Consider the following 23283-nt stretch of genomic DNA (forward strand, 5'->3'; position numbering starts at 1 on the left):
GCCACCTCTTGACTAGGGTGTTACCGGTCTGTAACTTCCAGAATGTTACTTACTGGTAACACCTATATCGTCCACCGTCAATAACAAGGCCGTGAACGGCCCTGCCAGACGAGAGGGGCGAGAAACTGCCAATCATGCGGCCTCGGCCGGTGAAGAAATGAAAACGGTTCGCGAGCACGGGCTGCGAATCGACAGACAAGGAGCCGGCCATGCCACAGCGCCGCGATCTTACCATAGATGAAGCCGTCCGGGATCCGATGATCCGGCTGGTCATGAAAGCCGATGGCGTCGACCCGCGCGCCTTCGAGACGATGTTGCGCTCGCTCGCCGATACGCAGCGTGGCGAGGTGCCGTTGCTGCGTTCGCGGGACGGCCTCGGTGACAAGCGCGGCCAAAGGCTGTCTAGGGTTGCCAGCGCCTTCGGGCGGGCAACAGCAGCCGGAGAGGCGTGCGTGTCGTGGTAAATTTTTTCATTCACCGTCCGATCTTCGCCTCGGCGATCGCCATCATCATGGTGCTCGCCGGGTCGATTTGTTATTTCCTGCTGCCCGTCTCGCAGTTTCCCGACATCACGCCGCCGCAGGTCGTGGTCAGCGCCCATTATCCGGGCGCCAGCGCACAAGTGGTGGCCGACACGGTGACGACGCCGCTGGAGCAGCAGATCAACGGCGTGCAGGGCATGACCTACATGTCGTCGACGAGTTCCAATGACGGCTCCTCGACCATCACCATCACCTTCGATGTCGGCTATTCGCTGAGCACCGCCGCCGTCGACGTGCAGAACCGCGTCTCGCAGGCCGCCTCGTCGCTGCCGGCGATCGTCAACCAGGGCGGCGTGACGATCAAGAAGCAGAATCCGAATTTCGTCCTCATCGTCAACCTGACTTCGCCCGACAGTTCGGTCGATCCGGTGGCGCTGAGCAACCTTGCCTATCTGCAGGTGGTCGACCCGCTGAAGCGGCTGCCCGGCGTCGGCGACGTGCAGATCTTCGGCGAGCGGCGCTATTCGATGCGCGTCTGGCTCGATCCCGACAAGCTCGCCAATCTCGGCATCACCGCCGTCGATGTGCAAAACGCCATCGCCGAGCAGAACGTCCAGGTGGCGGCCGGCAAGATCGGCCAGTCGCCGGCACCCGCCGGCACCGCCTTCGAGATGCAGGTCAACGCCGTCGGCCGCTTGAGCGATCCCAAGGAATTCGGCGACATCGTCGTGCGCGCCAACACCGATACCGGCTCGCTGGTCAGGCTGCGCGACGTCGCCCGCATCGAACTCGGCGCGCTGCAATATTCGTCGTCTGCCTTCTTCGGTAAAGACCCGACCGTGGTGCTTGCCGTTTACCAGATGCCCGGCTCCAACGCGCTCGATCTGCAGCAGCGCGTCAAGGACAAGATGCAGGAGCTGTCGGGTCGTTTCCCGAAGGGCGTGTCCTATGCGATGCACTACGACACCACCCGCTTCGTCTCGGCGTCGATGCATGACGTGCTGATCACGCTCGGCGAAGCGCTGGTGCTGGTCGTCGCCGTGGTGTTCCTCTTCCTGCAAAGCTGGCGCACGACGATCATCCCGACCATCGCCATTCCGGTGTCGCTGGTGGCGACGCTGGTCGTCATGGAGATGCTCGGCTTCTCGCTCAACATGCTCTCCCTGCTCGGCATGGTGCTGGCGATCGGCCTCGTCGTCGACGACGCCATCGTCGTGGTCGAGAATGTCGAACGACAGCTGGAGGCCGGGCTCAAACCGCTTGCGGCGACCAAGGCCGCAATGACCGAGGTCACCGGCCCGATCATCGCCACCACCGCGGTGCTGATGGCGGTGTTCGTGCCGGTCGCCTTCATTCCCGGCGTCTCCGGCAAGCTCTACAACCAGTTCGCACTGACGGTGGCGATCTCCGTCGGCATCTCCGCCTTCAACTCGCTGACGCTGAGCCCCGCGCTCAGTGCCGCCTTCCTGCGGCATCGCGGCGAAACGCAGTTCGCCCCGTTCCGCTGGTTCAACACCGGCTTCGACAGGCTGTCGCACGCCTATGCCAATGGTGTGCGCATCCTCATCCGCTTGCGCTGGATCATGCTCGGCCTGTTCGCGGCGGGGCTGGTCGCCACCTACTTCGTCTGGCAGCGGCTGCCCTCGACCTTCCTTCCGATCGAGGACCAGGGCTATTTCTTCGTCGTCATCCAGTTGCCCGACGGCGCGTCGCTGGAACGCACCGACGCGGTGGCGCAGAAGGCGCGTGACATCCTGCAGGCGACGCCCGGCGTCGACATCGTCGGCTCGATCAGCGGCCTGAACTTCCTGACCAGTGCCGCGCAATCGAATTCGGCGGTCGAATTCGCCATCCTAAAGCCGTGGGAGGAGCGGGGCCCCGACCAGAGCGCGTCGAAGCTCGTCGCCGATGTGCGCGGCAAGCTGATGCAGATCCCGGAAGCCTTCGCGCTGAGCTTCGATCCGCCGTCGATCCCCGGTATCGGCACGACGGGCGGCTTCGAATTCGTCGTCGAGGATCTGACCGGCCGCGGCAGTTCAGCCCTCAACGATGCGACGCAAGCCGTGATCGCCGAGGCGCGCAAGCAGCCGGAAATCAACCCGCAGCAGCTGTTCTCGCCGTTCTCGACCTCGACGCCACAGTTCAACTACGACCTCGACCGCAGCAAGGCCAAACTGCTCGGCCTCAACCTGCCCGATGTCTTCAACACGCTGCAGATCTATCTCGGCTCGCTCTACGTCAACGACTTCAACCTGTTTGGCCGCACCTTCCGGGTGACCATCCAGGCCGACAAGGATGCACGTGCGGGTGCCGCCGACATTTCGCGGCTCTATGTGCGCAATGCCTCCGGCGGCATGGTGCCGCTCTCGACGCTGGGCAAACTCGTGCCCTTCGTCGGCCCGGAGACCGTGCCGCACTACAACAACAATGCCTCGGCCTCGATCAATGGCGGCGCCGCACCGGGCTTTTCCTCCGGCCAGGCGGTTGCCGCCATGGAACGGGCCGCTGCAACCGCGCTGCCAAGGGATTTCGGTTTCGAATGGACCGGCATCACCTTCCAGGAGCTCAAGGCAGGATCGATCGCGTCCGTCGTCTTCGGCCTCGCCATTGTCTTCGTCTTCCTGATCCTGGCGATGCAGTATGAGAGCTGGGCGATGCCGTTCATGGTGCTGTTGGCGGTGCCACTGGCCCTGTTCGGCGCCTTCGCAGCGTTGTTGCTGCGTGGCATGCAGATCGACGTCTACTCACAGATCGGCTTCGTCATGCTGATCGGCCTGGCGGCCAAGAACGCGATCCTGATCGTCGAATTCGCAAGGCGACGGCGCGAGGAAGGCCTCAGCATCGTCGACGCGGCGATGGAGGCGGCACGGCTCAGGCTGCGGCCGATCCTGATGACGGCCTTCGCCTTCATCCTCGGCGTGCTGCCGCTGATGTTTGCGACCGGCGCCGGTGCGGCAAGCCGGCAGTCGATCGGCACCACCGTGTTCGGCGGCATGGTCGCGGCGACCATCCTGTCGCTGGTGTTCGTGCCGGTGTTCTACGCGGTCATCGAACAGCTGCGTGAACGCCGCGGTAAAGACGAGCCCACCTCTCAAGACAATGAACCAACTGCTGAGCACGCTTTACCGCCCCTGGCGGAAGCGGCCGAAAGATTGGAGACTGATCATGCGTAAATGGAAAATCGCGTTGGGAACGGCTGTCGCGCTGGGTGCGATCTCGGTGGCCAGCGTCCACCTGCTCGATATGGGCAATCTCAGCCTCAATGCCGGCACGGCAGGTGCGGCGCCCGCCCCGGCGGCGTTCGTCATGCCGGTGCCGGTGGTCAGCGTCGTCAAGAAGACGATCCCGATCTACCTCGACTATGCCGCGCGGACAGAGCCGATCCGCAGCATCACCTTACAGGCGAGGATTCCCGGCTATCTGCAGGAGCAGACCGCAGCCGACGGCGTCGACGTCCGGCAAGGCGATCTTCTCTACAAGATCTCGCCTGACGACTTCCAGGCGGCGCTCGACCAGGCCAAGGCCCAAGTGCAGCGCGACACAGCGACGCTCGACTATGCCCGCTCGAATCTTGGTCGCGGCACCGAGCTCGCCAAGAGCGGCTACCTCGCCAAGGACGGCTTCGACCAGCGCACCAGCACCTTGCGCGAAGCGCAGGCATCGCTGGCGCTGAACCAGGCGGCGGTCCGCACGGCAGAGCTCAATCTGAGCTACGCTGAAATCCGGGCGCCGTTTGCCGGGCGCCTTGGCCGCAACCAGGCCTCGGTCGGAACGCTGGTCAGCGTCGCCGGCACCGTGCTCAACACGCTGGTGCAGCTCGACCCGATCTACGTCACCTTCAACCCGAGCGAGACGGATCTGACCGAGATCGAGCAAGCCCGTGCGAACGGCCCGATCGAAGTGGATGTCCTGCTCCCCGGCCAGACCGAGGCAAGCCAGAAGGGCGAGCTTACCTTCATCGACAATTCGGTCGACCGCTCGACCGGCACGATCACGGCGCGCGCGACGATCGGCAATGGCAAGTTTACGCTGCTGCCGGGCCAGTATGTCCGTGTCCGGCTGCATGTGAGAGAGCAGGCCGATGCGCTGATGGTGCCCCAGACGGCGCTGGGCTCAAGCCAGCTCGGCAAATATCTCTATGTCGTCGGCAAGGGCAACACGGTCGACCAGCGGCTCGTTTCGCTCGGACCGACGAGCGGCGATCAGGTCGCCATCCTCAGCGGCGTCGCCGAGGGCGACCAGGTGATTACGGGCAATCTGCAGAAGATCGGCCCCGGAGCGCCCGTATCGCCGATACCGGAAAAGCCGGCCACCTGAACACCCCCGTCAGGATCCGGCTTCAGCGCGGCGCCCCGGCCTTCCCACAGGTCGCGGGCGCCGCTCGACTGAGCAGTTTCACCAGGCCGGCAACATCGGCCCGGTCGGCCTTGGCCGGCGGCATGAATGCACAATAGGGGTGCCTGAGGCGCACCGAGACGGAGGAGAGCGCAATCAGCCGACCGGCCTCCAGATCGGCGCGCGCCATGACCCGCTGGCCAAGCGCGATGCCCAGGCCGAGCCTTGCCGAGGCGATCGGCGTCGGTGAGCGCGATGCGGTTGCCGCTGCGCACGAACAGCTGCTTGCCGAACCAGGTTTCGAGATTGCGTATCTGCTGGCTGACCGCTGCAGAGGACACGCCGAGTTCAGAGGCGGCCAGAGTGAAGCTGCCGGCACGGGCGGCAACTTCAAAAGTCTTGATCGCATTCAGCGGCGGCAACCGTTCCACAGCGGCTCCATATGATTCGCCAGAGGGAATTTCGAAACGGTCTCAGCAGCGTTGGCCAATCAATTGAGATAGCCTCTTGTTAGATTGTCGACAATCTGCTTGTCTTGCTTTCGGTTTCCTGGGAGTGGCCGAATGGCGAAAGCGGATGTCAGTCCGATCGCGGACACGACGCGACGCGCCGAGATCGTTGCGCTGTTGCGGCGCGCGATCCTGACCGGGCAGCTCGCACCCGGCCAGAAGCTCAACGAACTGCGGATTTCCGAACAGATGCGGGTCAGCCGCGCGCCGCTGCGCGAGGCGATGCGCGAGCTGGTCCAGGAAGGCATCCTGACCAGCATCCCCTATGCCGGCACCTTCGTCATCGAGGTCACAGCCAAGGACATCGACGATGCCTATTCGTTCAACAAGGTGATGGACGAGCTGGCCATCGAGCGGGCGTGGCCGCTGCGTGACCAGCGCTTCTTCGACGAGCTCGACCGGCGCCACGAAGCCGTGAAGCAGGCGACCCGCGCATTGGACACGACACGCCAGATCGAAACCGCGCTGCAACTGCATGGCCTGATCTACGAATGGGCCGACAATTCGGTGCTGCTGGAAACCTGGCAGCGGCTGACCAGCCGGCTGCAGATGTATTTCGCGCTCCACCAGCATGCCCGCAATGAGCCGGTGCCGGCCGAAGACGTTCACGAAACCTATGTGCGGTTGCTGAAGGGCAAGGACATGCGTGCGGCCCAGCGCCATGCCAGGGAGCATATCGATCTCGACTTCGAGGAGTTGCTTGCCTACGCCCGCGGCCTCGAACAACGCCCATCGAGGGGCGCCTGACCCGTTCCCAACACCACAGACAGCGGACAAGACACGTGCAGATCGAGACCATCAAGGCCTACCACGTCATGCAGCCCTTCGTTGACGGGCCATACCGCATGTCGAAGGGGCGCGAGGCCGACGCCTTCGACGCCGTGATCGTGTCCATGACATCAGACAGCGGCATCACCGGCTGGGGCGAGATGGCGCCGCTCGGCAATTTTTACTCGGCCGCCTTCCCCGCCGGCGTTCGCGCCGGCGTGGTCGAGATCGCGCCGCATCTGATCGGCCGCGATCCGCGCGAGCTGGCCAGCATCGGGCGGCTGATGGACACGGTGTTCAAGGGCCATCCCTACATCAAGTCGGCGCTCGACATGGCCTGCTGGGATCTGGCGGCGCGCGCAGCCGACGTGCCGCTGGTCACGCTGCTCGGCGGCAAGGAAAGCGACACCGCGGAACTCTACAAAGTCGTCACGCACGGGAGCGTCGACGCCATGGCCGCGCTGGCCAAGCGCATCGTCAAGGACGGCTTCCACCGGCTGCAGGTCAAGGTCGGCGGCAATGTCCATGACGACATCGAACGCGTCATCGCGGTTGCCTCCTCGGTGCCGAAAGGCACGGTCATCTTCTGCGACGCCAATGCCGGCTGGACTCCCTATCAGGCGCGCCAATTCGCCGATGCCACGCGCGCCATCGACTACACGTTCGAGCAGCCCTGCACCACGATCGATGAAAACATGTCGGTGCGCCGCATGCTCGACAAGCCGATGGTGCTCGACGAATCCGTCACCTCGCTCGAGGCGATGCTGGAAATTCATCGCCTGGGCGCGGCCGACGGGCTGACGCTGAAGATCTCGCGCCTTGGCGGCGTGACGAAGACGCGCCAGATCCGCGACATTGCCGTCGACCTCGGCTTCATGATCACGGTCGAGGACACGGGCGGCGCCGAGATCGACACCGCGGCGATGGCGCATCTGTCGCTGTCGACGCCGGAAGAGCGCCGGCTGCACGCCATCGCCTTCCATGAATGGGTGACGGTGCGCACGGCATCGAACATGCCACCGGTCACCGGCAGCCGCATGGGCATTCCAGACGGGCCGGGTCTCGGCATAGACGTCGTTCCCGATCTGCTCGGCGCGCCGTTCTTCGAGGTCAGGCGCTGAGATGAAAATCCGCAGCATCAAAGCCACGCCGATCAATCTGCGCCTCGAAGCGCCCTATGCCTGGGTGTTCGGCGAACTCGACGGATTTTCACCGACCGTCGTCGAAGTCGAGACCGAGGATGGCCTGGTCGGCCTCGGCGAAGCGCCGACGCCAGCGGCGGCCGCGATCATCAATAATGTCCTGGCGCCGCGGCTGGTCGGGCGCGATGCCTTCGACATCGCCGGCGCCGAGCATGTCTGCCTGCCCTTTTGAACCGGCGTGCAGTCGATCAACGACCGCACGCGCATCATGGCTTTCGGCGCCATCGAGATGGCTTTGTGGGACCTGCGCGGCAAGGCGTGGAACCAGCCGCTCTATCAGTTGCTTGGCGGCGCCGTACGCAAGGATATCCCGTTCACCGACTATTTTTCGCTGCGCGGTGATGGGCCAAATGTGAAGGGCGAGACGACGCCCGAGGAAGTCGCCGACTATTGCGTCGAATTGCACGAGACGCATGGAACGACTTTCTTCGAAGGCAAGTTCTCGACCGAAGATCCGAAAATCTCGCTCAGGATGGTCGAGCTGATCCGCAGGAAACTCGGCGACGATGCGATGATCCGTATCGATTCCAACCAGGCCTATTCGCTCAGCACCGCGCGGCGGCTGGCGCGCCCGCTGGAAGAATTGGGCGTGCGCAACTGGGAGGATCCGGTGGCGACCATCGAGGAGATGCGCGAGTTGCGGCGCCATTGCTCGATCCCGTTCTCGACCCACAACATCGACATTGCGCGCGCCATGGAAACCAAAGTGCCGGACGCCTTCGTCGGCAACCCGACGACGCATGGCGGCATCGGCCGGCTGTTGCGCTTCGTCGGCGCCTGCGAGCATGCCGGGATCGATTTCTGGTGCTACAGCGGCGACAGCGGCATCGGCAGCGCCGCCTATCTGCATCTGTGCGCGGCACTCGGCTGGATCAGGGAGCCGAACCAGTCGCTGTTTCGCATGCTGCCGATGGATGTCACCGAGGAAGGACCGTTTTCGCCGAAAAACAATGTCGTGCGCGTTCCGGAAGGTCCCGGTCTCGGCGTCACCTTGTCGCGCGAAAACCTCGCTGCCTGTCACAGAGACTTTACCGAGAAAGGACCGTGCAACAAGTATCATGACCCGGCAAAGCCCGGAACCTATCGCCGTTTGCCGCTGAACTAGATGACGGCTAGCGGCCAAGACCGACGGCCAGACACGAGAAGCCAACCGCCGCGACTTCGGTCGGGAAGGTTGGACAAAGACGGTGGAAGCAGTGCAGCCAACAATCCGGAGCGTCCATGCCACGACTGGATGGACCGGACAAAACCGCATGCTAAAGTTCCGATAGACAGGCCTCCGGTGCCGGGAAAATGGAGCAATCCACGAAATTTCGTCAACCATAAGAAATAGGGGAAAGGGTAAAAACCCATGAGCAAGAACCACAGCATTCTCGATCTGATCCGGCGCAATCGCACGCCGATTGAAAATCACCTGATCGATGGCCTCGTCGACGGCCGTGTCAGCCGCCGCGACTTCGTCCGTCACGGCAGCCTGCTCGGCCTGTCGCTGCCGCTGCTGGGCCGCATCGGCATGGCCGCCGGCCTTGGCGGCATGCCGTCGCTGGCGCGCGCCCAGGGCGCGCCGGGCGCCACCATCCGCGTCGCCAGCAGTGTGCCGGCGGCGACGATCGACCCGGTCAGCATTGCGGACGCCGGCGGCCTGCTGATCATGCAGCAGGTTGCCGAATTCCTTTGCGTCGACGGCCCCGATCTGGTGCTGCAGCCGGCCTTGGCCGAAAGCTGGAAGCCGAACGACAACGGCACGGTGTGGACCTTCAAGCTGCGCAAGGGCGTAAAATTCCACAGCGGCGGCGAGATGAAGGCCGACGACGTCGTGGCCAGCATCGACCGCCTTGCCGACCCGGCCAACTCGTCCAATGCGCTGTCGGTGTTCACCGGCATCCTGCAGAAAGGCGCTTCAAAGAAGGTCGACGACTACACGGTGGAATTCCACCTCGATGCGCCGAACGGCAACTTCCCCTACATGGTGTCGTCCGACAACTACAACGCCGTCATCATCCCGGCGAGCTACAAGGGCGACTACGAAAAGAGCTTCGACGGCACCGGGCCGTTCAGAATTGAGAAATACACGGCAAAGGTCGGCGCGTCCTTCGTCCGCAACGAGGACTATTGGGGTCCCAAGGCCTTGCCCGAGCGCACCGAATTCACCTTCTTCACCGACATGCAGCCGCAGATCCTGGCGCTGCAGGGCGGACAGGTCGACATCATCAACCAGATGCCGGTGTTGGCCGGTGTCGCTCTGCTCAACGATCCGAACATCGACATCATCAGCCTGAAGTCGTCGGCCCATCAGCAGCTGCACATGCGCTGCGACGAGGGTCCGTTGAAGGATGCGCGCGTGCGCCGAGCCATTGCGCTCTGCCTCGATCGCGACAAGCTGGCCGCCGGCCTGATGAAGGGACGCTCCGCCCTGGGCAATGACAGCCCGTTCGCCGCCGTCTATCCTTCGACCGATACGAGCGTGCCGCAACGCAAGCAGGATATCGCCCAGGCCAAGCAGCTCATGGAAGCAGCCGGCCTTGGCCAGGGCTTCAAGATAACCCTGACCACCGAACGCTACCTGGAAATCCCCGAATACGCCCAGCTCATCCAGAACTGGGTCAAGGAGATCGGCGTCGAGCTCGATCTCAACATCCTCGACCAGAGCGGCTATTACGGAGACGCGGTGTTCGGCAAATCGAACTGGCTGGATTCGGTGATGGGCATCACCGACTACGGCCACCGCGGCGTGCCGAACGTCTATCTTGCGGCACCGCTGAAGAGCGAAGGCACCTGGAATGCGGCGCATTTCAAGAACAAGGACTATGACGCGCTGGCGACCAGCTACATCGCAGCACTCGACCTCGAGGCGCAGAAGGCCGACGCCGGCAAGATCCAGAAGCTGTTGCTCGAGGAAACGCCTGTTATTTTCGGCTATTTCTACGACTATCTGACGGCGACGGCGAAGGGCGTGGCCGGCGTACAGCCGACCGCCATGTCGCAGCTGTTCCTCGACAAGGCATCGAAAGCCTGAACTAACTCTTTGTTGGAGCATGACCTTTTCCGAAAACCGGTCCCCACTTTTCGGGATCATGCTCAAAGGGAAAGCCAATCCTCTAACAGCCAGCTCCCGCATGGGGCTGGCTCCACAAGGAGTCTTAGCCATTCTCTCCTTCCTTGCCCGGCGTGTCTCGCTGTCGCTGGTGACGCTGTTCCTGCTCAGCATCATGGTGTTCCTGGGCGGCCAGGTGCTGCCCGGCAACGTCGGGCGCGCCATATTGGGTCCATTCGCCGACCAGCGCGCGGTCGACGCGCTCAATCACACGCTCGGCGTCGATCGCCCGCTGCTGGCACAGTACTGGGGCTGGATCTCCAATTTCGTCCAGGGCGACATGGGCACGTCCTACATCTTCCGCTCGCCGGTCGCGCCTTTCGTCATCGATGCGCTCGGCAATTCGATGAAGCTGGCGGCGGTCGCCTTCGTGCTGGTGGTACCGATCGGCATCCTCGGCGGCGTCGTCGCCGCGCTCAACCTCAACCGCCCGCTCGACCGCATCATCAGCCTCGGCGGTCTGTCGGTGACGGTGCTGCCGGAATTCGTCACCGGCATCATCCTGATCCTGATCTTTGGTGTCTGGCTGCGCTGGCTGCCGATATCGGCCGCATGGCCGCGCGACGCCGGCTTCTTCACGCAGCTCTACTACCTGATCCTGCCGTCGCTGCCGCTGTTCCTGGTGCTGTTCGGCTACATCGCCCGCATGGCGCGCTCCGGCATGATCGAAGCGCTCGATTCCGACTACACGCGAACGGCCGTGCTGAAGGGCCTGCCCTGGCGCACGGTGATCTGGCGCCATGTGCTGCGCAATGCGCTGCTGCCGACCATCACCGTTATCGCCACGCAGACCGGCTACCTCATCGGCGGCCTTGTCGTCATCGAAACGCTGTTTCGCTACCAGGGCATCGGCTCGCTGATCTTCACTGCCGCCCGCGGCAAGGATTTCCCGATGCTGGAATCGGGCATCCTCACCATCGGCATCGTCTATGCCGTGGCCACTCTTGTCGCCGACTTCCTCTATTCCGTGCTCAATCCGCGCATCCGGCTGGGGTCAGACCAATGAGCACCATCCAGACCACCTCCTCGAGATCCGACGACACGCGCCCGCGCGGCCCGCTGGCCGAGGTCTTTTTCTCGCTGCTGCGCTCGCGAACATTCCTTGTCGGTTTCGCCATCGTGCTGTTCTGGGTTGCCTGCGCGCTGTTCGGCGAGCACTTCGCACCCTACGACCCGCTCGCCGACGACATCATCAACGCGCTGGCGCCGCCTTCTTCCGAACACTGGTTCGGCACCGACCAGATCGGCCGCGACGTCTTCTCGCGCGTCATCGTCGGCTCGCGCGACATCCTGACCGTCGCCCCGCTGGCGACCTTGCTGGCGACAGTGGCCGGCACGGCGCTCGGCCTCGTCACCGGCTATTTTCGCGGCCTCGTCGACGATGTCGTCAGCCGAATCCTGGAAGCCTTCATGGCGATCCCGGTGGTCATCGTTGCGTTGCTGGCGATCGTTGCGCTCGGCACCTCGAAGACGACGGTCATCGTTGTCATCGGCTTAAGCTTCGCGCCGATCATCGCGCGCACCGTGCGCTCCGCGGTGCTGGCCGAGCGTGAACTCGACTATGTCGCTGCCGCGCAGCTAAGGCATGAAAGTGCCCTGCATACGATGTTCGTCGAGATCCTGCCCAACGTCATTCCGCCGATCCTGGTCGAAACCACTGTGCGGCTCGGCTATGCCATCTTCGCCGTCGCCACGCTCTCCTTCATGGGTTTCGGCATCCAGCCGCCCTCTCCCGACTGGGGGCTGTCGATCTCCAACAATTACGGCATGATCGGCGGCGGCTTCTGGTGGACGGTGCTGTTCGATGCGCTCGCCATCGCCTCGCTGGTCATTGGCGTCAATCTGGCCGCCGACGGCGTTCACGGAGCGCTCAATGACTAACTCCGCCAAGGCCGAAAACGCACTCGAAGTCACCGATCTTTCGGTTGCCTACCGCGTCGCCGGCCGCAACCGCGCCGTGCTGCGTAACCTCAGCCTCACCATCGGCCAGGGCGAAGCCTATGGGCTGGTCGGCGAATCCGGCTGCGGCAAATCCACCGTGGCGCTTACGGTGGTGCGCTATCTGCCGAGAAACGGTTCTATCACCGGCGGCACGATATCGCTCGACGGCCAGAACGTGATGAAACTCGACGCCGAGGCGCTCAGGCGGGCGCGGGCCGAAAGCGTCTCCATGGTCTATCAGGACCCGGGCAAGGCGCTGAACCCGTCGATCCGCGTCGGCCGTCAGTTGACCGAGATTTTTGAACTCGGCGGCATTTCGGGACAAGCGGCCACCGACCGGGCGATTGCCATGCTGAACCGCGTGCGCATCTCCGACCCCGTCAGCGTCATGCAGCGCTACCCGCACCAGCTTTCCGGCGGCATGCAGCAACGCGTGGCGATTGCCATGGCGCTGGCCAACGATCCCTCGATGCTGATCCTCGACGAGCCGACCACCGGCCTCGATGCGACGGTAGAGGCCGAAGTGCTCGACCTGATCGCGCAGCTGCGGCAAGAACTCTCGGCCTCGATCCTGTTTATCAGCCACAACCTCGCCGTCGTCTCCAACATGTGCGACCGCGTCGGCGTGCTCTATGCCGGCATGCTGGTCGAGGAAGGACCGACGGAGGTCGTCTTCAACGACCCGCGCCATCCCTACACCGTAGCCTTGCTGCGCTGCCTGCCGCGCGGGGGCCAACGCAAGGACCAGGGCCGCCTCGACACCATTCCCGGCTTCCTGCCCGGCATCGGGGTCGACATCAAGGGCTGCGCCTTCGCCGATCGCTGCGCGCTCGCCGACGACCGCTGCCGCAGCGAATTGCCACCACTCTTTGATCTGGGCGGCCGGCTGTCGCGCTGCTTTCATCACGACAAGGCGCAGGCGCTGCCGCGCGCGACGCCGAGCGATGTGGCGCCTGTACCAAGGGCGGCGGCAGCGCCGGTGCTGCGCGTCACCGGGCTGAACAAGACCTATGCCAGCCATGGCCATGCACTGCGCGCCGTGAAGGACGTGTCGCTCGACCTGCGGCCCGGCGAAACGCTCGGGCTGGTCGGCGAATCCGGCAGCGGCAAAACGACCTTCGCCAGGCTGCTGCTCGGCCTTGTGCCGCCGGACGCAGGCGGCACCATCGAGCTGGAAGGCAAGGCGCTGGCGCCCAGGCTGGAGAACCGCAGCGACGACCAGATCAAGGCGATGCAGATCGTCTTCCAGAACCCGGACTCCGCACTCAACCGATCGCATTCGATCCGGCATCTGATCGGACGCGCGCTGAAGCGGCTGGCGGGCCTCTCCGGCAAGGCGCTGGAGGCTCGTCTCAACGACCTCGTCCGCTCGGTGCGGCTCACCGACCGCCATCTTGCCGTCAAGCCACGCCAGCTCTCCGGCGGCCTGAAGCAGCGCGTCGCCATTGCCCGCGCCTTCGCCGGAGACCCGCGGATCGTCGTCTGCGACGAGCCGACCTCGGCGCTCGACGTCTCGGTGCAGGCGGCCATCCTCAATCTGCTCGCCGACCTGCAGTCGAAGGAAGACGTCAGCTACATCTTCATCTCGCATGATCTGGCCGTGGTGCGTTACCTCTCCGACAAGATCGCCGTGCTCTATCTCGGCCGCATCATGGAGCTCGGACCGTCGGAAGAGGTCTTTTCCGGGCCGCATCATCCCTACACCGAAGCGCTGCTGTCGGCCGTGCCCAAACTCGACCAGACCGAGACGGCGCGCATTCGTCTCGACGGCGAAATCCCGAGCGCCACCAATCCGCCGTCGGGCTGCGTGTTCCACACGCGCTGCCCGCGCAAGATCGGTCCGATCTGCGAACAGCAGGAGCCGCCGCTGAGCGAGGCCCAGCCCGGCCATTCGATCCGCTGCCACATTCCATATGCCGAACTGGCCAGGCTACAGAGAGCGGCCGTGACCGAGCCGGCATAGCGAGCGTCACCATCACCCGCGTGGCTTGGCCGGTCAGATCTGACCGGCCATGCTGAGAGCACGGTCGCCTTCCGAAAAGCCCTGCCCTTCGGCCCAGTCTCTGGCCAGCGTGCGCAGGCCTGTGAGCGCGACATCCAGAACATCCGACGAGGCGGGGTTCGAGGGATAGGCGAGGTAGATCGGCCGCTGGAACACCGGCGTATTGTCGATGCGCCGCATTTCGCCGCGCTCGATATGGCCGCTGACGGCGCTGAGCGGCAGATAGGCGGCGGCCTGCTGCGACAGGACATGCTGGAGGCCGATAAAGACCAGTCCGGCCGATATGGCCGGCTTGACCATGCCGGCAAAGGCGCGGTCGTGCTCGATGCGGAACTCAAGCCCCCAGTCCATCAGGATGTAGTTTTCGGTCCACGGCCTGGTCTGCGCGGCGTGCTGCACCAGCACGACCTGATCGACGGCCAGCGTTTCGTAGACGATGCCGGGGTGCGGCCGCGGCAGATAGAGGATGCAGATATCGAGCAGGCCTTCCGCCAGTTGGTCGATCGCCGAGTCCGGGAAACTGCCTTCAAGCCGCAGCGCCACGTTCGGCCGCCTGGTGCGCATCCACTCGACCCATGGCGAGGTGATGCGGTCCCACAGATAGGCAGGCGCGGTCAGCCGCAGCAAGGTCTCGTAGCCATCGGGAACGGCGATGTCCTGCCGCGATTGCTCCCAGGTGCGGGTGATGGAAGAGGCATGTGGCAGGAACTGCCGCCCGGCCGGCGTCAGCGTGACGCCATCGCGGTCGCGCACGAAAAGCCGGCGGCCCAACTGCTCCTCCAGCCCCCTGATCCGTGCGCTGACGGTGGACTGCGCGAGGTTGAGCCGGCTGGCCGCAACGGTGAAGCTGCCATGGGTGGCGACTTCGAGAAAGCTGCGCAGATTTTCAGTGTCCATGCCCACCTCTGCATCGAAAATTTCGATGACCCCTATCAAAAAATATCGCTTTCCGGCGGCAGTCAACAATGAACTAGATGGCCGAACCCCAAGACAAGCGAGGAATCCAGCCATGCCCAAGCATTTCCGGATGATCGACAACGCTCGCAGAACGCTCACTGCAATCGAAAATTCCGCTGTCGACGAATTGCTGGCCGGCAGGATGGACCGCCGCGACTTCCTGCGCTATGGCAGCGTGCTTGGTCTCTCACTGCCGTTCCTGGGCAGCCTTGTCGCGGCCGCCGGCCTCGGCACGCAGCAAGCACGCGCGGAGGGCAAGCCGGGCGGCACGGTGCGCGCCGGCGTGGCGACGCCGGGCGGCGCCATCGATCCCGTCACCTATTATGACAGCGGCAGCTACCAGCTGGTTTTCCAGACCGCCGAATTTCTCTGCATCACGCAGCCGGACCCCACCTTGAAGCCGGTGCTGGCGGAGAGTTGGGCGCCGAACGAGGACGGCAGCGTCTGGACGTTCAAGCTGCGCAAGGGCGTGAAATTCCACAATGGCGAGGATTTCAAGGCCGACGACGTCGTCGCGACCTTCGACCGGCTGGCCGACCCCAACGGCGCTTCCAATGCACTTTCCGTGTTCAAGGGGCTGCTGTCGAAAGGCGGCACCCGGAAGGTCGACGACCACACCGTCGCCTTCCATCTCGATGCGCCAAATGGCAGCTTTCCCTATTCGGTGTCGATCGACAATTACAACGCCGTCATCCTGCCGGCGAGCTACAAGGGCGACTACGAAAAGACGTTCGAAGGAACCGGGCCATTCCGGCTGGAGACCTACACGCCAAAGGTCGGCGCGACCTTCATCCGCAATACCGACTATTGGGGCGAGAAGGCGCTGCCCGACCGGCTCGAATTCAAATTCTACGGCGACGTGCAACCGCGCATCCTGGCGCTGCAGGCCGGCGAGGTCGACATCCTCGACGCCGTTCCGCTCGATGTAAGCCAGGTGGTGCTGAACAGTCCTGATATCACGGTGCTGCGTGTCGCTTCGACCGCGCACCGGCAGCTTCACATGCGCTGCGACACCGGCCCCTTCACCGACAAGCGCGTGCGCCAGGCGCTGGCGCTGTGCATCGACCGCTCCAAGCTGGTCGACGGGCTGTGCCGCGGCATGGCGGCGACCGGCAATGACAGCCCCTTCGCACCCGCTTTCCCCGCAACCGACAAGACGGTGCCGCAGCGCGTCCAGGATATCGCCAAGGCCAAGCAGTTGCTGGAGGCGGCGGGCCTTGCCAGTGGTTTCGACATCACGCTAACGACGCTGCGCTATTCCGACATTCCCGGCTACGCGCAATTGTTCCAGAATTTCGCTAAGGAAATCGGTGCCCGCATCTCGCTCAACATCGAGGACCAGGACAAATATTACGGCAAGGCGGTGTTCGGCCAGTCGGACTGGCTGGACAGCCCACTTGGCATCACCGACTACGCCCATCGCAGCGTGCCGAACGTCTTCCTGAAGAGCCCGCTGGTCAGCGACGGTCCGTGGAATGCGGCGCATTTCAAGAGCCCGGCCTATGACGGCATGGTCACCAGCTATCTCAAGGCGCTCGATGTCGGCGCGCAGCGCGCTGCCGCCTCCGACATCCAGAAACTGCTGCTCGACGAGACGCCTGTCATCTTCAGCTATTTTCCCGATCTGCTGGTGCCGGTGCGCAAGAATGTCAGCGGCTTGCCGCCGATCGCCGCCGGTCTGCTGCTCGATCGCGTGTCCCTGAGCTGATCGTGCCTCAACGCCCGATGACAAAAGAAACAAAACGGGAGACTACCATTCGCAAGCCTCATCTGCGCGGCCGCGGGCCGCATTTTCCGCTGCTCGACAGCATCGAGCAGTACGACTTCGAGCCGGGCTACATAGCCTTCACCATGCCGACGCAGAAGCGCCTGCGTGTGCAGGTGGGGTCAATGACCGTGGCCGATACGACCAACGCCTTGGTGTTCTACGAATCCGATCATCTGCCGGTCTACTATTTTCCGATCGGCGACGTTCGCGAGGAGTTCCTGCTGCCGAGCAAGACCACGACAGAGGACCCATTCAAGGGCACAGCCACCCACTATTCGCTCAACACCGGCATCACGCTGGTCGAGGACGCGGCCTGGCGCTATCTCGATCCGGTCAAGGGCTGTCCGCCGATATCGGACTACATGTCTTTCACCTGGAGCAAGATGGGACACTGGTTCGAGGAGGACGAGGAAATCTTCGTCCACGCCCGCGATCCGTTCCGCCGCGTCGACTGCCTGCCGTCGTCGCGGCGCGTGCAGGTCATCCTCGATGGTGAGCAGGTCGCCGATTCACGCCGCGGCGTGTTCCTGTTCGAGACCGGCCATCCGGTGCGCCACTATCTGCCGATCGCCGACACGCGGCTCGATATGTTCGCGCCCAGCCGCTACATTTCGCGCTGTCCTTACAAGGGCATCTCCAACTATTATCACGTGACTACCAAGGCCAAGCGCCACGAGAACCTGGTCTGGTATTATCCGGAGCCGGTGCATGAGGCGGAGCGCATCAAGGGGCTGGTCTGTTTCCACCACGAGCTGGTCGACAAGATCCTGGTCGATGGCGTCGAAATCCCGAAGGAAGCCACGGCCGCGTCGAGCGGTTATTTCTAGGCATCGACGCCGCTTGCGCGCGGGCGCTTGATCGAAGCACGGGTCAGCGCATACCCTCCCTGGGACAGGGAGGACACTCGATGGATCTTTTCAAGCTGGATGGCGATGTCGCGCTGGTCACCGGCGCCGGCAGCGGCATCGGCCAGGCCATCGCGATCGGGCTGGCCGAGGCAGGCGCCGACATCGCCTGTTTTGGTCACGCGTCGAAAGGTGGGCTGGATGAAACGGCGCACCGGATCACGGCACTCGGCCGCAAGGCGCTGGTGCTGAACGGCACAGTGACATCGCAGAGCGATCTGGCGGCGGCGATCGATCGAGTCGAGAGCGAACTCGGTGCGCTGACCGTTGCGGTCAACAATGCCGGCATTGCCGGCTCCGAACCCGCCGAGACGATGCCGCTGGAGACGTGGCAGAAGGTGCACGAGGTCAATGTCGCCGGCGTGTTCCTGTCCTGTCAGGCCGAAGCGCGCAAGATGCTGGTGCGAGGCAAGGGCTCGATCATCAACATCGCCTCGATGTCGGGCACCATCGTCAACCGGGGCCTGACGCAGGCGCACTACAACTCTTCGAAGGCCGCCGTCATCCACATGTCCAGGAGTCTCGCCATGGAGTGGGCCGATCGCGGCCTGCGCGTCAATGTCGTCAGCCCGGGCTACACACTGACGCCGATGAACAAGCGGCCTGAGGTGGCCGATGAGGTGAAGATCTTCAAGCGCGACACGCCGATGGGGCGGATGGCGGCGCCGGAGGAAATGGTCGGACCTACGGTGTTCCTGGCCAGCCGCGCAGCGAGCTTCGTCACCGGCCTCGACCTGATTGTCGATGGCGGCTACGTCTGCTGGTAGAGGTTCAACTTCGCCTGCAGTCTGAATTTATACGCCTCGCGCGGTGTTAGTCGTTGCGCGACATGAACCTTGATATATATAATTTCATCCCATGAAACTGGCTTGGCGAGATGGCGCTTGCCGGGTCGACAGCCGAGAACATGAGACCTTGATGGCTCGCACCTTGCAAGGCGCCGCAAGACTGGCAATCGATCCGCAGATGACCGCCCCCGCAGCGATCCGTCGGCAACCATGACGCCGACACTGCAGTCCTGTTCCATCATCACTAGAATTGAGCACCATCTTGCCTGCGCCGGCCAAAGCCGGGGCAACAATCTGGCGCCGACGGCCTTGCGCAAAGACCAGCCTTTCCAACACAATCAAGAAAAGCCGCAAGAAGGGAACGAACGATAATTTTCACAGCTTGAAGGAGAACAAGCATGTCACTTCGCAGTGTGATTTCGAACTTAACAATGGGAACCTTCGCACTCGCCGCGGCGAGTGCACTGACACCTTCCGCCCAAGCCGCCGCACCAGAATCCAACGATCCGATCAAGATCGCGCTGTTCGACTGGACCAGCGTCAATCTGAACGCCAAGATCCTCGGCGGTATCCTGGAAAAGCTCGGCTATACCGTCGAGTATCCCACGGCCGACTACCTCTCCAGCCTGACCACAGGCCTCACCAATGGCGATCTCGATGTCGGCCTGGAGTTCTGGGACACGACCGCCGGCGAAGCCATGAAGGCCTCCGATGCGACCGGCCAGACCGAACGGCTGGGCAAGCTCGGACCCAAGGCCAAGGAAGAGTGGTGGTTTCCGGAATACATGAAGGAGAAATGCCCGGGCCTGCCCAATTGGGAAGCGCTAAAGGACCCGAAATGCGCCGAAGCCTTCTCGACGGCGGAGACCGCACCGAAGGGACGCTATCTCGGCGGCCCGGTGACCTGGGAAGGCTTTGACGACGAGCGCGTCGAGGCGCTGAAACTGCCCTTCACCGTCATCCATGCCGGCACCGACGCGGCGATGTTCGCCGAGCTCGATTCCGCCTATCAGCGCAAGGCGCCGATCATGCTGTGGATCTATTCGCCGCATTGGGCGCCGGCCAAATACAAGGGCGAGTGGGTTGAATTCCCGGAATACACGCCCGAGTGCTACAACGACCCGAAATGGGGCGTGAACCCCGACGCCAAATATGACTGCGGCAAGCCGCATGGCGAGATCTGGAAATACTCCTGGTCCGGCATGAAGGACAAATGGCCGGTCGCCTACAAGGTGGCCAAGGCCTACACGATCGACACCGATGAGCTCAACAAGATGAGCGGCGAGATCGATCTCGGCGGCAAGACACCGGAGGACGTCGCAGCTGCCTGGATCGCCGCCCACGAGGCCGACTGGAAAGCCTGGGCGCAGTGATCGTTCCGACTGGAAAAATGAGACCCGGCTGCTGACCAGCCGGGCCTCACTTGTTGATATTCCAGAGGGACGTTCGAATGACGGACAGGACTGAACAGGAGCCAAACACGGCGGGCGCGCCAAAAGACGCCCGTCCGGTAAAGCTTGCCTGCCGCAACGTCTGGAAATTGTTCGGATCGAACGCGGCCAATTTCATCCGCGAACGTGACGGCAAGGCCAGCATGGCCGACGTCACGGCTGCCGGGCTGGTCGGCGCGGTGCGCGCCGTCGACCTTGAAATCCGCCAGGGCGAGATTTTCATCATCATGGGCCTGTCGGGCTCCGGCAAGTCGACGCTGGTGCGCTGCATGTCGAGGCTGGTCGAGCCGACCCACGGCAAGGTCGAATTCGAGGGCAATGACCTGCTGAAAATCTCCGATGCAGCACTCATCGAATTGCGACGACACCGCATGGGCATGGTGTTCCAAAATTTTGCGCTGTTGCCGCATCTCAACGTGCTGGAGAACATCGCCTTCCCACTCAGCATCCAGGGGCAGGACCGGGCGACACGCGAAGCAAGGGCGCGCGAGGTCATCGAGCTTGTCGGCTTAAGGGGTCGCGAGCATTTCTATCCGCGCGAACTGTCCGGCGGCCAGCAGCAGCGTGTCGGCATCGCCCGCAGCCTGGCGACAAAACCGGAAATCTGGTTCCTCGACGAGCCGTTCTCGGCGCTCGATCCGCTGATCCGCCGCGAGATGCAGGACGAGCTGATGCGGTTGCAGATGATGCTGCACAAGACCATCGTCTTCATCACCCATGATTTCGACGAGGCCATCCGGCTGGCCGACCGCATCGCCATCATGAAGGATGGCGAGGTCATCCAGATCGGCACGCCGGAGGAACTGGTGGTCAATCCGGCGACCGACTACGTCGCCGAGTTCACCCGCGACGTCGACCGCGCCAAGGTGATCTCGGCACGCAGCCTCATGCGCGCCTGCGACGGCTCGGAGCACGGCGGAACGGTGGCGCCGGAGGCCAAGATATCCAGCTTTTCCGCCAGCATCGTTGCCGCCAACAAGCCGTTCGCGGTGGTCAACGGCACCGGCAAACCGATCGGCGAGGTGACGCCGCAAGCGGTGATCGATCTGCTGGCCGGCATTGAGCGTTCCGGAGCCGGCACATGACGGTGACGGCAAGCGCCGGCGAAACGCGGTCGCGCCCGGTTCAGGTCTGGCTGTTCGTCTGGGCGGTGGCACTCGCGGCCGTGCTTGTCGTGTTCCTGTTGCAAGACCGCCTGTCCTGGGCGGTCAATTATCCGGCCAGCGCCGTCGTGCCGGTCGCCGATTGGGTCAGCGCGCTGATGCGCTGGATCAAGTCGAACCTGTCCTGGTTGACCCGCTCGATCACCGCTGTGCTCGGCGTTCCGCTCGATTTCGCGCTCAATCTGCTGGCCAAGAATTTCAAGATCGGTCACGGCGCGGACGCCTATGTCCTGCCGCGGCTGTCCTGGGTCGGCGTCTGTGCTGCCGCCTTCATCACCGGGCATGCCGCCGGCGGCAGAAAACTCGGCCTGCTGGTCGGCGGCTGCTTTCTCTATATCGCGCTGTTCGGCCAATGGACCAGCGCCATGCTGACGCTTGGGCTGATCTCCATCGCCGTGCCGTTCTGCATCGTCACCGGGCTGTTCGCCGGCATCTGGGCGTGGCGCAAGCCGTGGGCCGAAAGGCTCATCGTCTCCCCTGCCCTTGACCTGATGCAGACGATCCCGACCTTCGCCTATCTCATCCCAATGCTGCTGCTGTTCGGCAACAGCCCGGTCTCGGCGATGATTGCGACCGCCATCTTCGCCACCCCGCCGATGGTGCGAGCAACGATGCTCGGCCTGTCGCGGGTGCCGTCGGAGATCGACGATTTCAGCGAAATGGCCGGCTGCACGGCGCAGCAGAAACTGTGGCGGGTGCTGCTGCCGTCGGCGCGGCCGACATTGATGGTCGGCGTCAACCAGGTCATCATGCTGGCGCTGAACATGGTGATCATCGCTTCGATGATCGGTGCCGGCGGCCTCGGCTACGACGTGCTCCTGGCGCTACGCGCGCTGAAGGTCGGCGAGGCGATGGAAGCCGGCCTTGCCATTGTGGCACTCGCCATCGCACTCGACCGGCTGAGCCAGGCCATCGCGCACAGCCAAGCAAAGGGCCATGTCCATCAGGAGGTAAGCCCGAGCCTCTGGCGGCGCTACCCCAACCTGACGCTGGCCATCGCCATCCTTGTCGTGACAACACTGTTCGGCCTGTTCGTGCCGGCCTTGGCAGTGGTGCCGAAAGCGATCACTTTCACCACGGCGCCGCTGTGGAAGGCGGCGGTGAACTGGGTGACCATCAATTTCTTCGACACGATCGAAGCGTTTCGCGTGGCGCTCATCCTCAATCTGCTGAACCCGCTGCGCGCCTTTTGCGAGGGCTTTCCGTGGCTCGGCGCTGTCTTCCTGCTCGGCCTTGCCGGCTATCAACTCTCCGGCCTGCGTCTCGCCGTCCTCGTCGCCGCGCTGACCGCCTTCTGCGCCATCACCGGCCTGTGGGAAAAGACCATGGCGACGGTCTATCTCTGCGGTATTGCGGCCCTCATCGCCTGCCTGATCGGCATCCCGATCGGGCTGATGGCTTCGCGCAGCGACCGGTTCGAGAAGATCGTCACGCCGGTCATCGATACGCTGCAGGTGCTGCCATCCTTCTGCTTCATCATCCCGGTGGTGATGCTGTTTCGGGTCGGCGACGTCACCGCGATGATCGCGACGATCGCCTTCGCCGTGGTGCCGGCGATCCGCTACACCAATCACGGCATCAGGCAGGTGCCGCCGGCGCTGATCGAGGCGGCCAAGGTGTCGGGCTGCACGCCGCGCCAGACCTTCTTTCGCGTGCAACTGCCGCTGGCGCTGCCGGAAATCATGCTGGGCGTCAACCAGACGATCCTGATGGCGCTGGCAATGATCATAATCTGCGCCATGGTCGGCACCCGCGATCTCGGCCAGGAAGTGTTCATCGCACTGTCCAAAGCCGATTCCGGCCGCGGCATCGTCGCCGGTCTCGCCATCGCCTTCATCGGCATCGTCGCCGACCGGCTGTTCAGCGCCTGGACGGCGAAGGCGCGCGCAAGGCTGGGTTAGGATTAGCCGCCCCGACA

Annotated in this window: 18 protein-coding genes and 2 pseudogenes; 17 read left to right on the top strand and 3 right to left on the bottom strand. The window is 63.7% G+C overall.

Annotated features, from left to right (window positions below; all coding sequences use genetic code 11):
* Nucleotides 1-209: 209 nt before the first annotated feature.
* Genes AC0L2D_RS27000 through AC0L2D_RS27010 form a run of 3 tightly spaced genes read left to right on the top strand, consistent with a single transcriptional unit; the run spans nt 210 to nt 4799 of the window.
* On the top strand, nt 210-464 hold the full coding sequence (locus AC0L2D_RS27000; RefSeq protein ID WP_024502614.1) for a hypothetical protein: 255 nt from the start codon (nt 210-212) through the stop codon (nt 462-464).
* The gene (locus AC0L2D_RS27005; protein ID WP_473543241.1) at nt 458-3655 is read left to right on the top strand and encodes an efflux RND transporter permease subunit; all 3198 of its coding nucleotides are present in this window, start codon (nt 458-460) and stop codon (nt 3653-3655) included. Before AC0L2D_RS27000 ends, AC0L2D_RS27005 begins: the two co-directional genes overlap by 7 nt.
* The gene (locus AC0L2D_RS27010; protein ID WP_013532876.1) at nt 3648-4799 is read left to right on the top strand and encodes an efflux RND transporter periplasmic adaptor subunit; all 1152 of its coding nucleotides are present in this window, start codon (nt 3648-3650) and stop codon (nt 4797-4799) included. Before AC0L2D_RS27005 ends, AC0L2D_RS27010 begins: the two co-directional genes overlap by 8 nt.
* Before the next feature lie 22 nt (nt 4800-4821).
* On the opposite strand, the gene AC0L2D_RS27015 is transcribed toward AC0L2D_RS27010, so the two are convergent.
* The gene (locus AC0L2D_RS27015; RefSeq protein WP_473543289.1) at nt 4822-5007 is read right to left on the bottom strand and encodes a hypothetical protein; all 186 of its coding nucleotides are present in this window, start codon (nt 5005-5007) and stop codon (nt 4822-4824) included.
* A 109-nt stretch (nt 5008-5116) separates the two neighbouring features.
* Nucleotides 5117-5248, bottom strand: a pseudogene (locus AC0L2D_RS27020) (LysR family transcriptional regulator); the annotation flags it as partial.
* 132 nt (nt 5249-5380) lie between these two features.
* Here AC0L2D_RS27020 and AC0L2D_RS27025 point away from each other — a divergent pair.
* From AC0L2D_RS27025 to AC0L2D_RS27060, 8 genes and pseudogenes are all read left to right on the top strand, one after another.
* A complete protein-coding gene (locus AC0L2D_RS27025) occupies nt 5381-6073 on the top strand; it encodes a GntR family transcriptional regulator (protein ID WP_473543243.1) in 693 nt (230 codons plus the stop codon).
* 35 nt (nt 6074-6108) lie between these two features.
* The gene (locus AC0L2D_RS27030; RefSeq protein WP_473543245.1) at nt 6109-7215 is read left to right on the top strand and encodes a mandelate racemase/muconate lactonizing enzyme family protein; all 1107 of its coding nucleotides are present in this window, start codon (nt 6109-6111) and stop codon (nt 7213-7215) included.
* Nucleotide 7216: 1 nt separating this feature from the next.
* Nucleotides 7217-7573 (top strand): annotated as a pseudogene (locus tag AC0L2D_RS27035) (mandelate racemase/muconate lactonizing enzyme family protein); the annotation flags it as partial.
* Nucleotides 7574-7648: 75 nt separating this feature from the next.
* Nucleotides 7649-8401, top strand: a complete 753-nt coding sequence (locus AC0L2D_RS27040; RefSeq protein WP_473543287.1) for a mandelate racemase/muconate lactonizing enzyme family protein — start codon at nt 7649-7651, stop codon at nt 8399-8401.
* Nucleotides 8402-8647: 246 nt separating this feature from the next.
* Nucleotides 8648-10312, top strand: coding sequence for an ABC transporter substrate-binding protein (locus AC0L2D_RS27045; protein ID WP_275953778.1), 1665 nt, complete (start codon nt 8648-8650; stop codon nt 10310-10312).
* Nucleotides 10313-10412: 100 nt separating this feature from the next.
* The gene (locus AC0L2D_RS27050; protein WP_181172681.1) at nt 10413-11396 is read left to right on the top strand and encodes an ABC transporter permease; all 984 of its coding nucleotides are present in this window, start codon (nt 10413-10415) and stop codon (nt 11394-11396) included.
* Nucleotides 11393-12271 carry an ABC transporter permease gene (locus tag AC0L2D_RS27055; protein ID WP_127371076.1) on the top strand — a complete coding sequence of 293 codons (879 nt, stop codon included), beginning with the start codon at nt 11393-11395 and terminating at the stop codon, nt 12269-12271. The genes AC0L2D_RS27050 and AC0L2D_RS27055 overlap by 4 nt, the downstream gene beginning before the upstream one ends.
* On the top strand, nt 12264-14294 hold the full coding sequence (locus AC0L2D_RS27060; RefSeq protein WP_063171624.1) for a dipeptide ABC transporter ATP-binding protein: 2031 nt from the start codon (nt 12264-12266) through the stop codon (nt 14292-14294). The genes AC0L2D_RS27055 and AC0L2D_RS27060 overlap by 8 nt, the downstream gene beginning before the upstream one ends.
* Before the next feature lie 33 nt (nt 14295-14327).
* Here AC0L2D_RS27060 and AC0L2D_RS27065 read toward each other — a convergent pair whose 3' ends face one another.
* Nucleotides 14328-15230 carry a LysR family transcriptional regulator gene (locus AC0L2D_RS27065; RefSeq protein ID WP_473543248.1) on the bottom strand — a complete coding sequence of 301 codons (903 nt, stop codon included), beginning with the start codon at nt 15228-15230 and terminating at the stop codon, nt 14328-14330.
* Between the two features lie 112 nt (nt 15231-15342).
* On the opposite strand from AC0L2D_RS27065, the gene AC0L2D_RS27070 reads away from it, so the two are divergent.
* From AC0L2D_RS27070 to AC0L2D_RS27095, 6 genes are all read left to right on the top strand, one after another.
* Nucleotides 15343-16998 carry an ABC transporter substrate-binding protein gene (locus AC0L2D_RS27070; RefSeq protein WP_473543250.1) on the top strand — a complete coding sequence of 552 codons (1656 nt, stop codon included), beginning with the start codon at nt 15343-15345 and terminating at the stop codon, nt 16996-16998.
* Between the two features lie 17 nt (nt 16999-17015).
* Complete coding sequence (locus tag AC0L2D_RS27075; protein WP_473543252.1) at nt 17016-17885, top strand: DUF427 domain-containing protein; 870 nt, start codon at nt 17016-17018, stop codon at nt 17883-17885.
* Between the two features lie 80 nt (nt 17886-17965).
* The gene (locus AC0L2D_RS27080; protein WP_473543254.1) at nt 17966-18730 is read left to right on the top strand and encodes an SDR family oxidoreductase; all 765 of its coding nucleotides are present in this window, start codon (nt 17966-17968) and stop codon (nt 18728-18730) included.
* A gap of 419 nt (nt 18731-19149) precedes the next feature.
* Entirely contained in the window at nt 19150-20124 is a 975-nt protein-coding gene (locus AC0L2D_RS27085) for an ABC transporter substrate-binding protein (protein ID WP_027163833.1), read from the top strand.
* Between the two features lie 77 nt (nt 20125-20201).
* Nucleotides 20202-21287 (top strand): quaternary amine ABC transporter ATP-binding protein, encoded by a 1086-nt coding sequence (locus AC0L2D_RS27090; protein ID WP_473543256.1) that lies wholly within the window; start codon nt 20202-20204, stop codon nt 21285-21287.
* Nucleotides 21284-23266 (top strand): ABC transporter permease, encoded by a 1983-nt coding sequence (locus AC0L2D_RS27095; RefSeq protein WP_473543258.1) that lies wholly within the window; start codon nt 21284-21286, stop codon nt 23264-23266. Before AC0L2D_RS27090 ends, AC0L2D_RS27095 begins: the two co-directional genes overlap by 4 nt.
* Nucleotides 23267-23283 lie beyond the last annotated feature (17 nt).

The organism is Mesorhizobium sp. WSM4833, assembly GCF_055811095.1.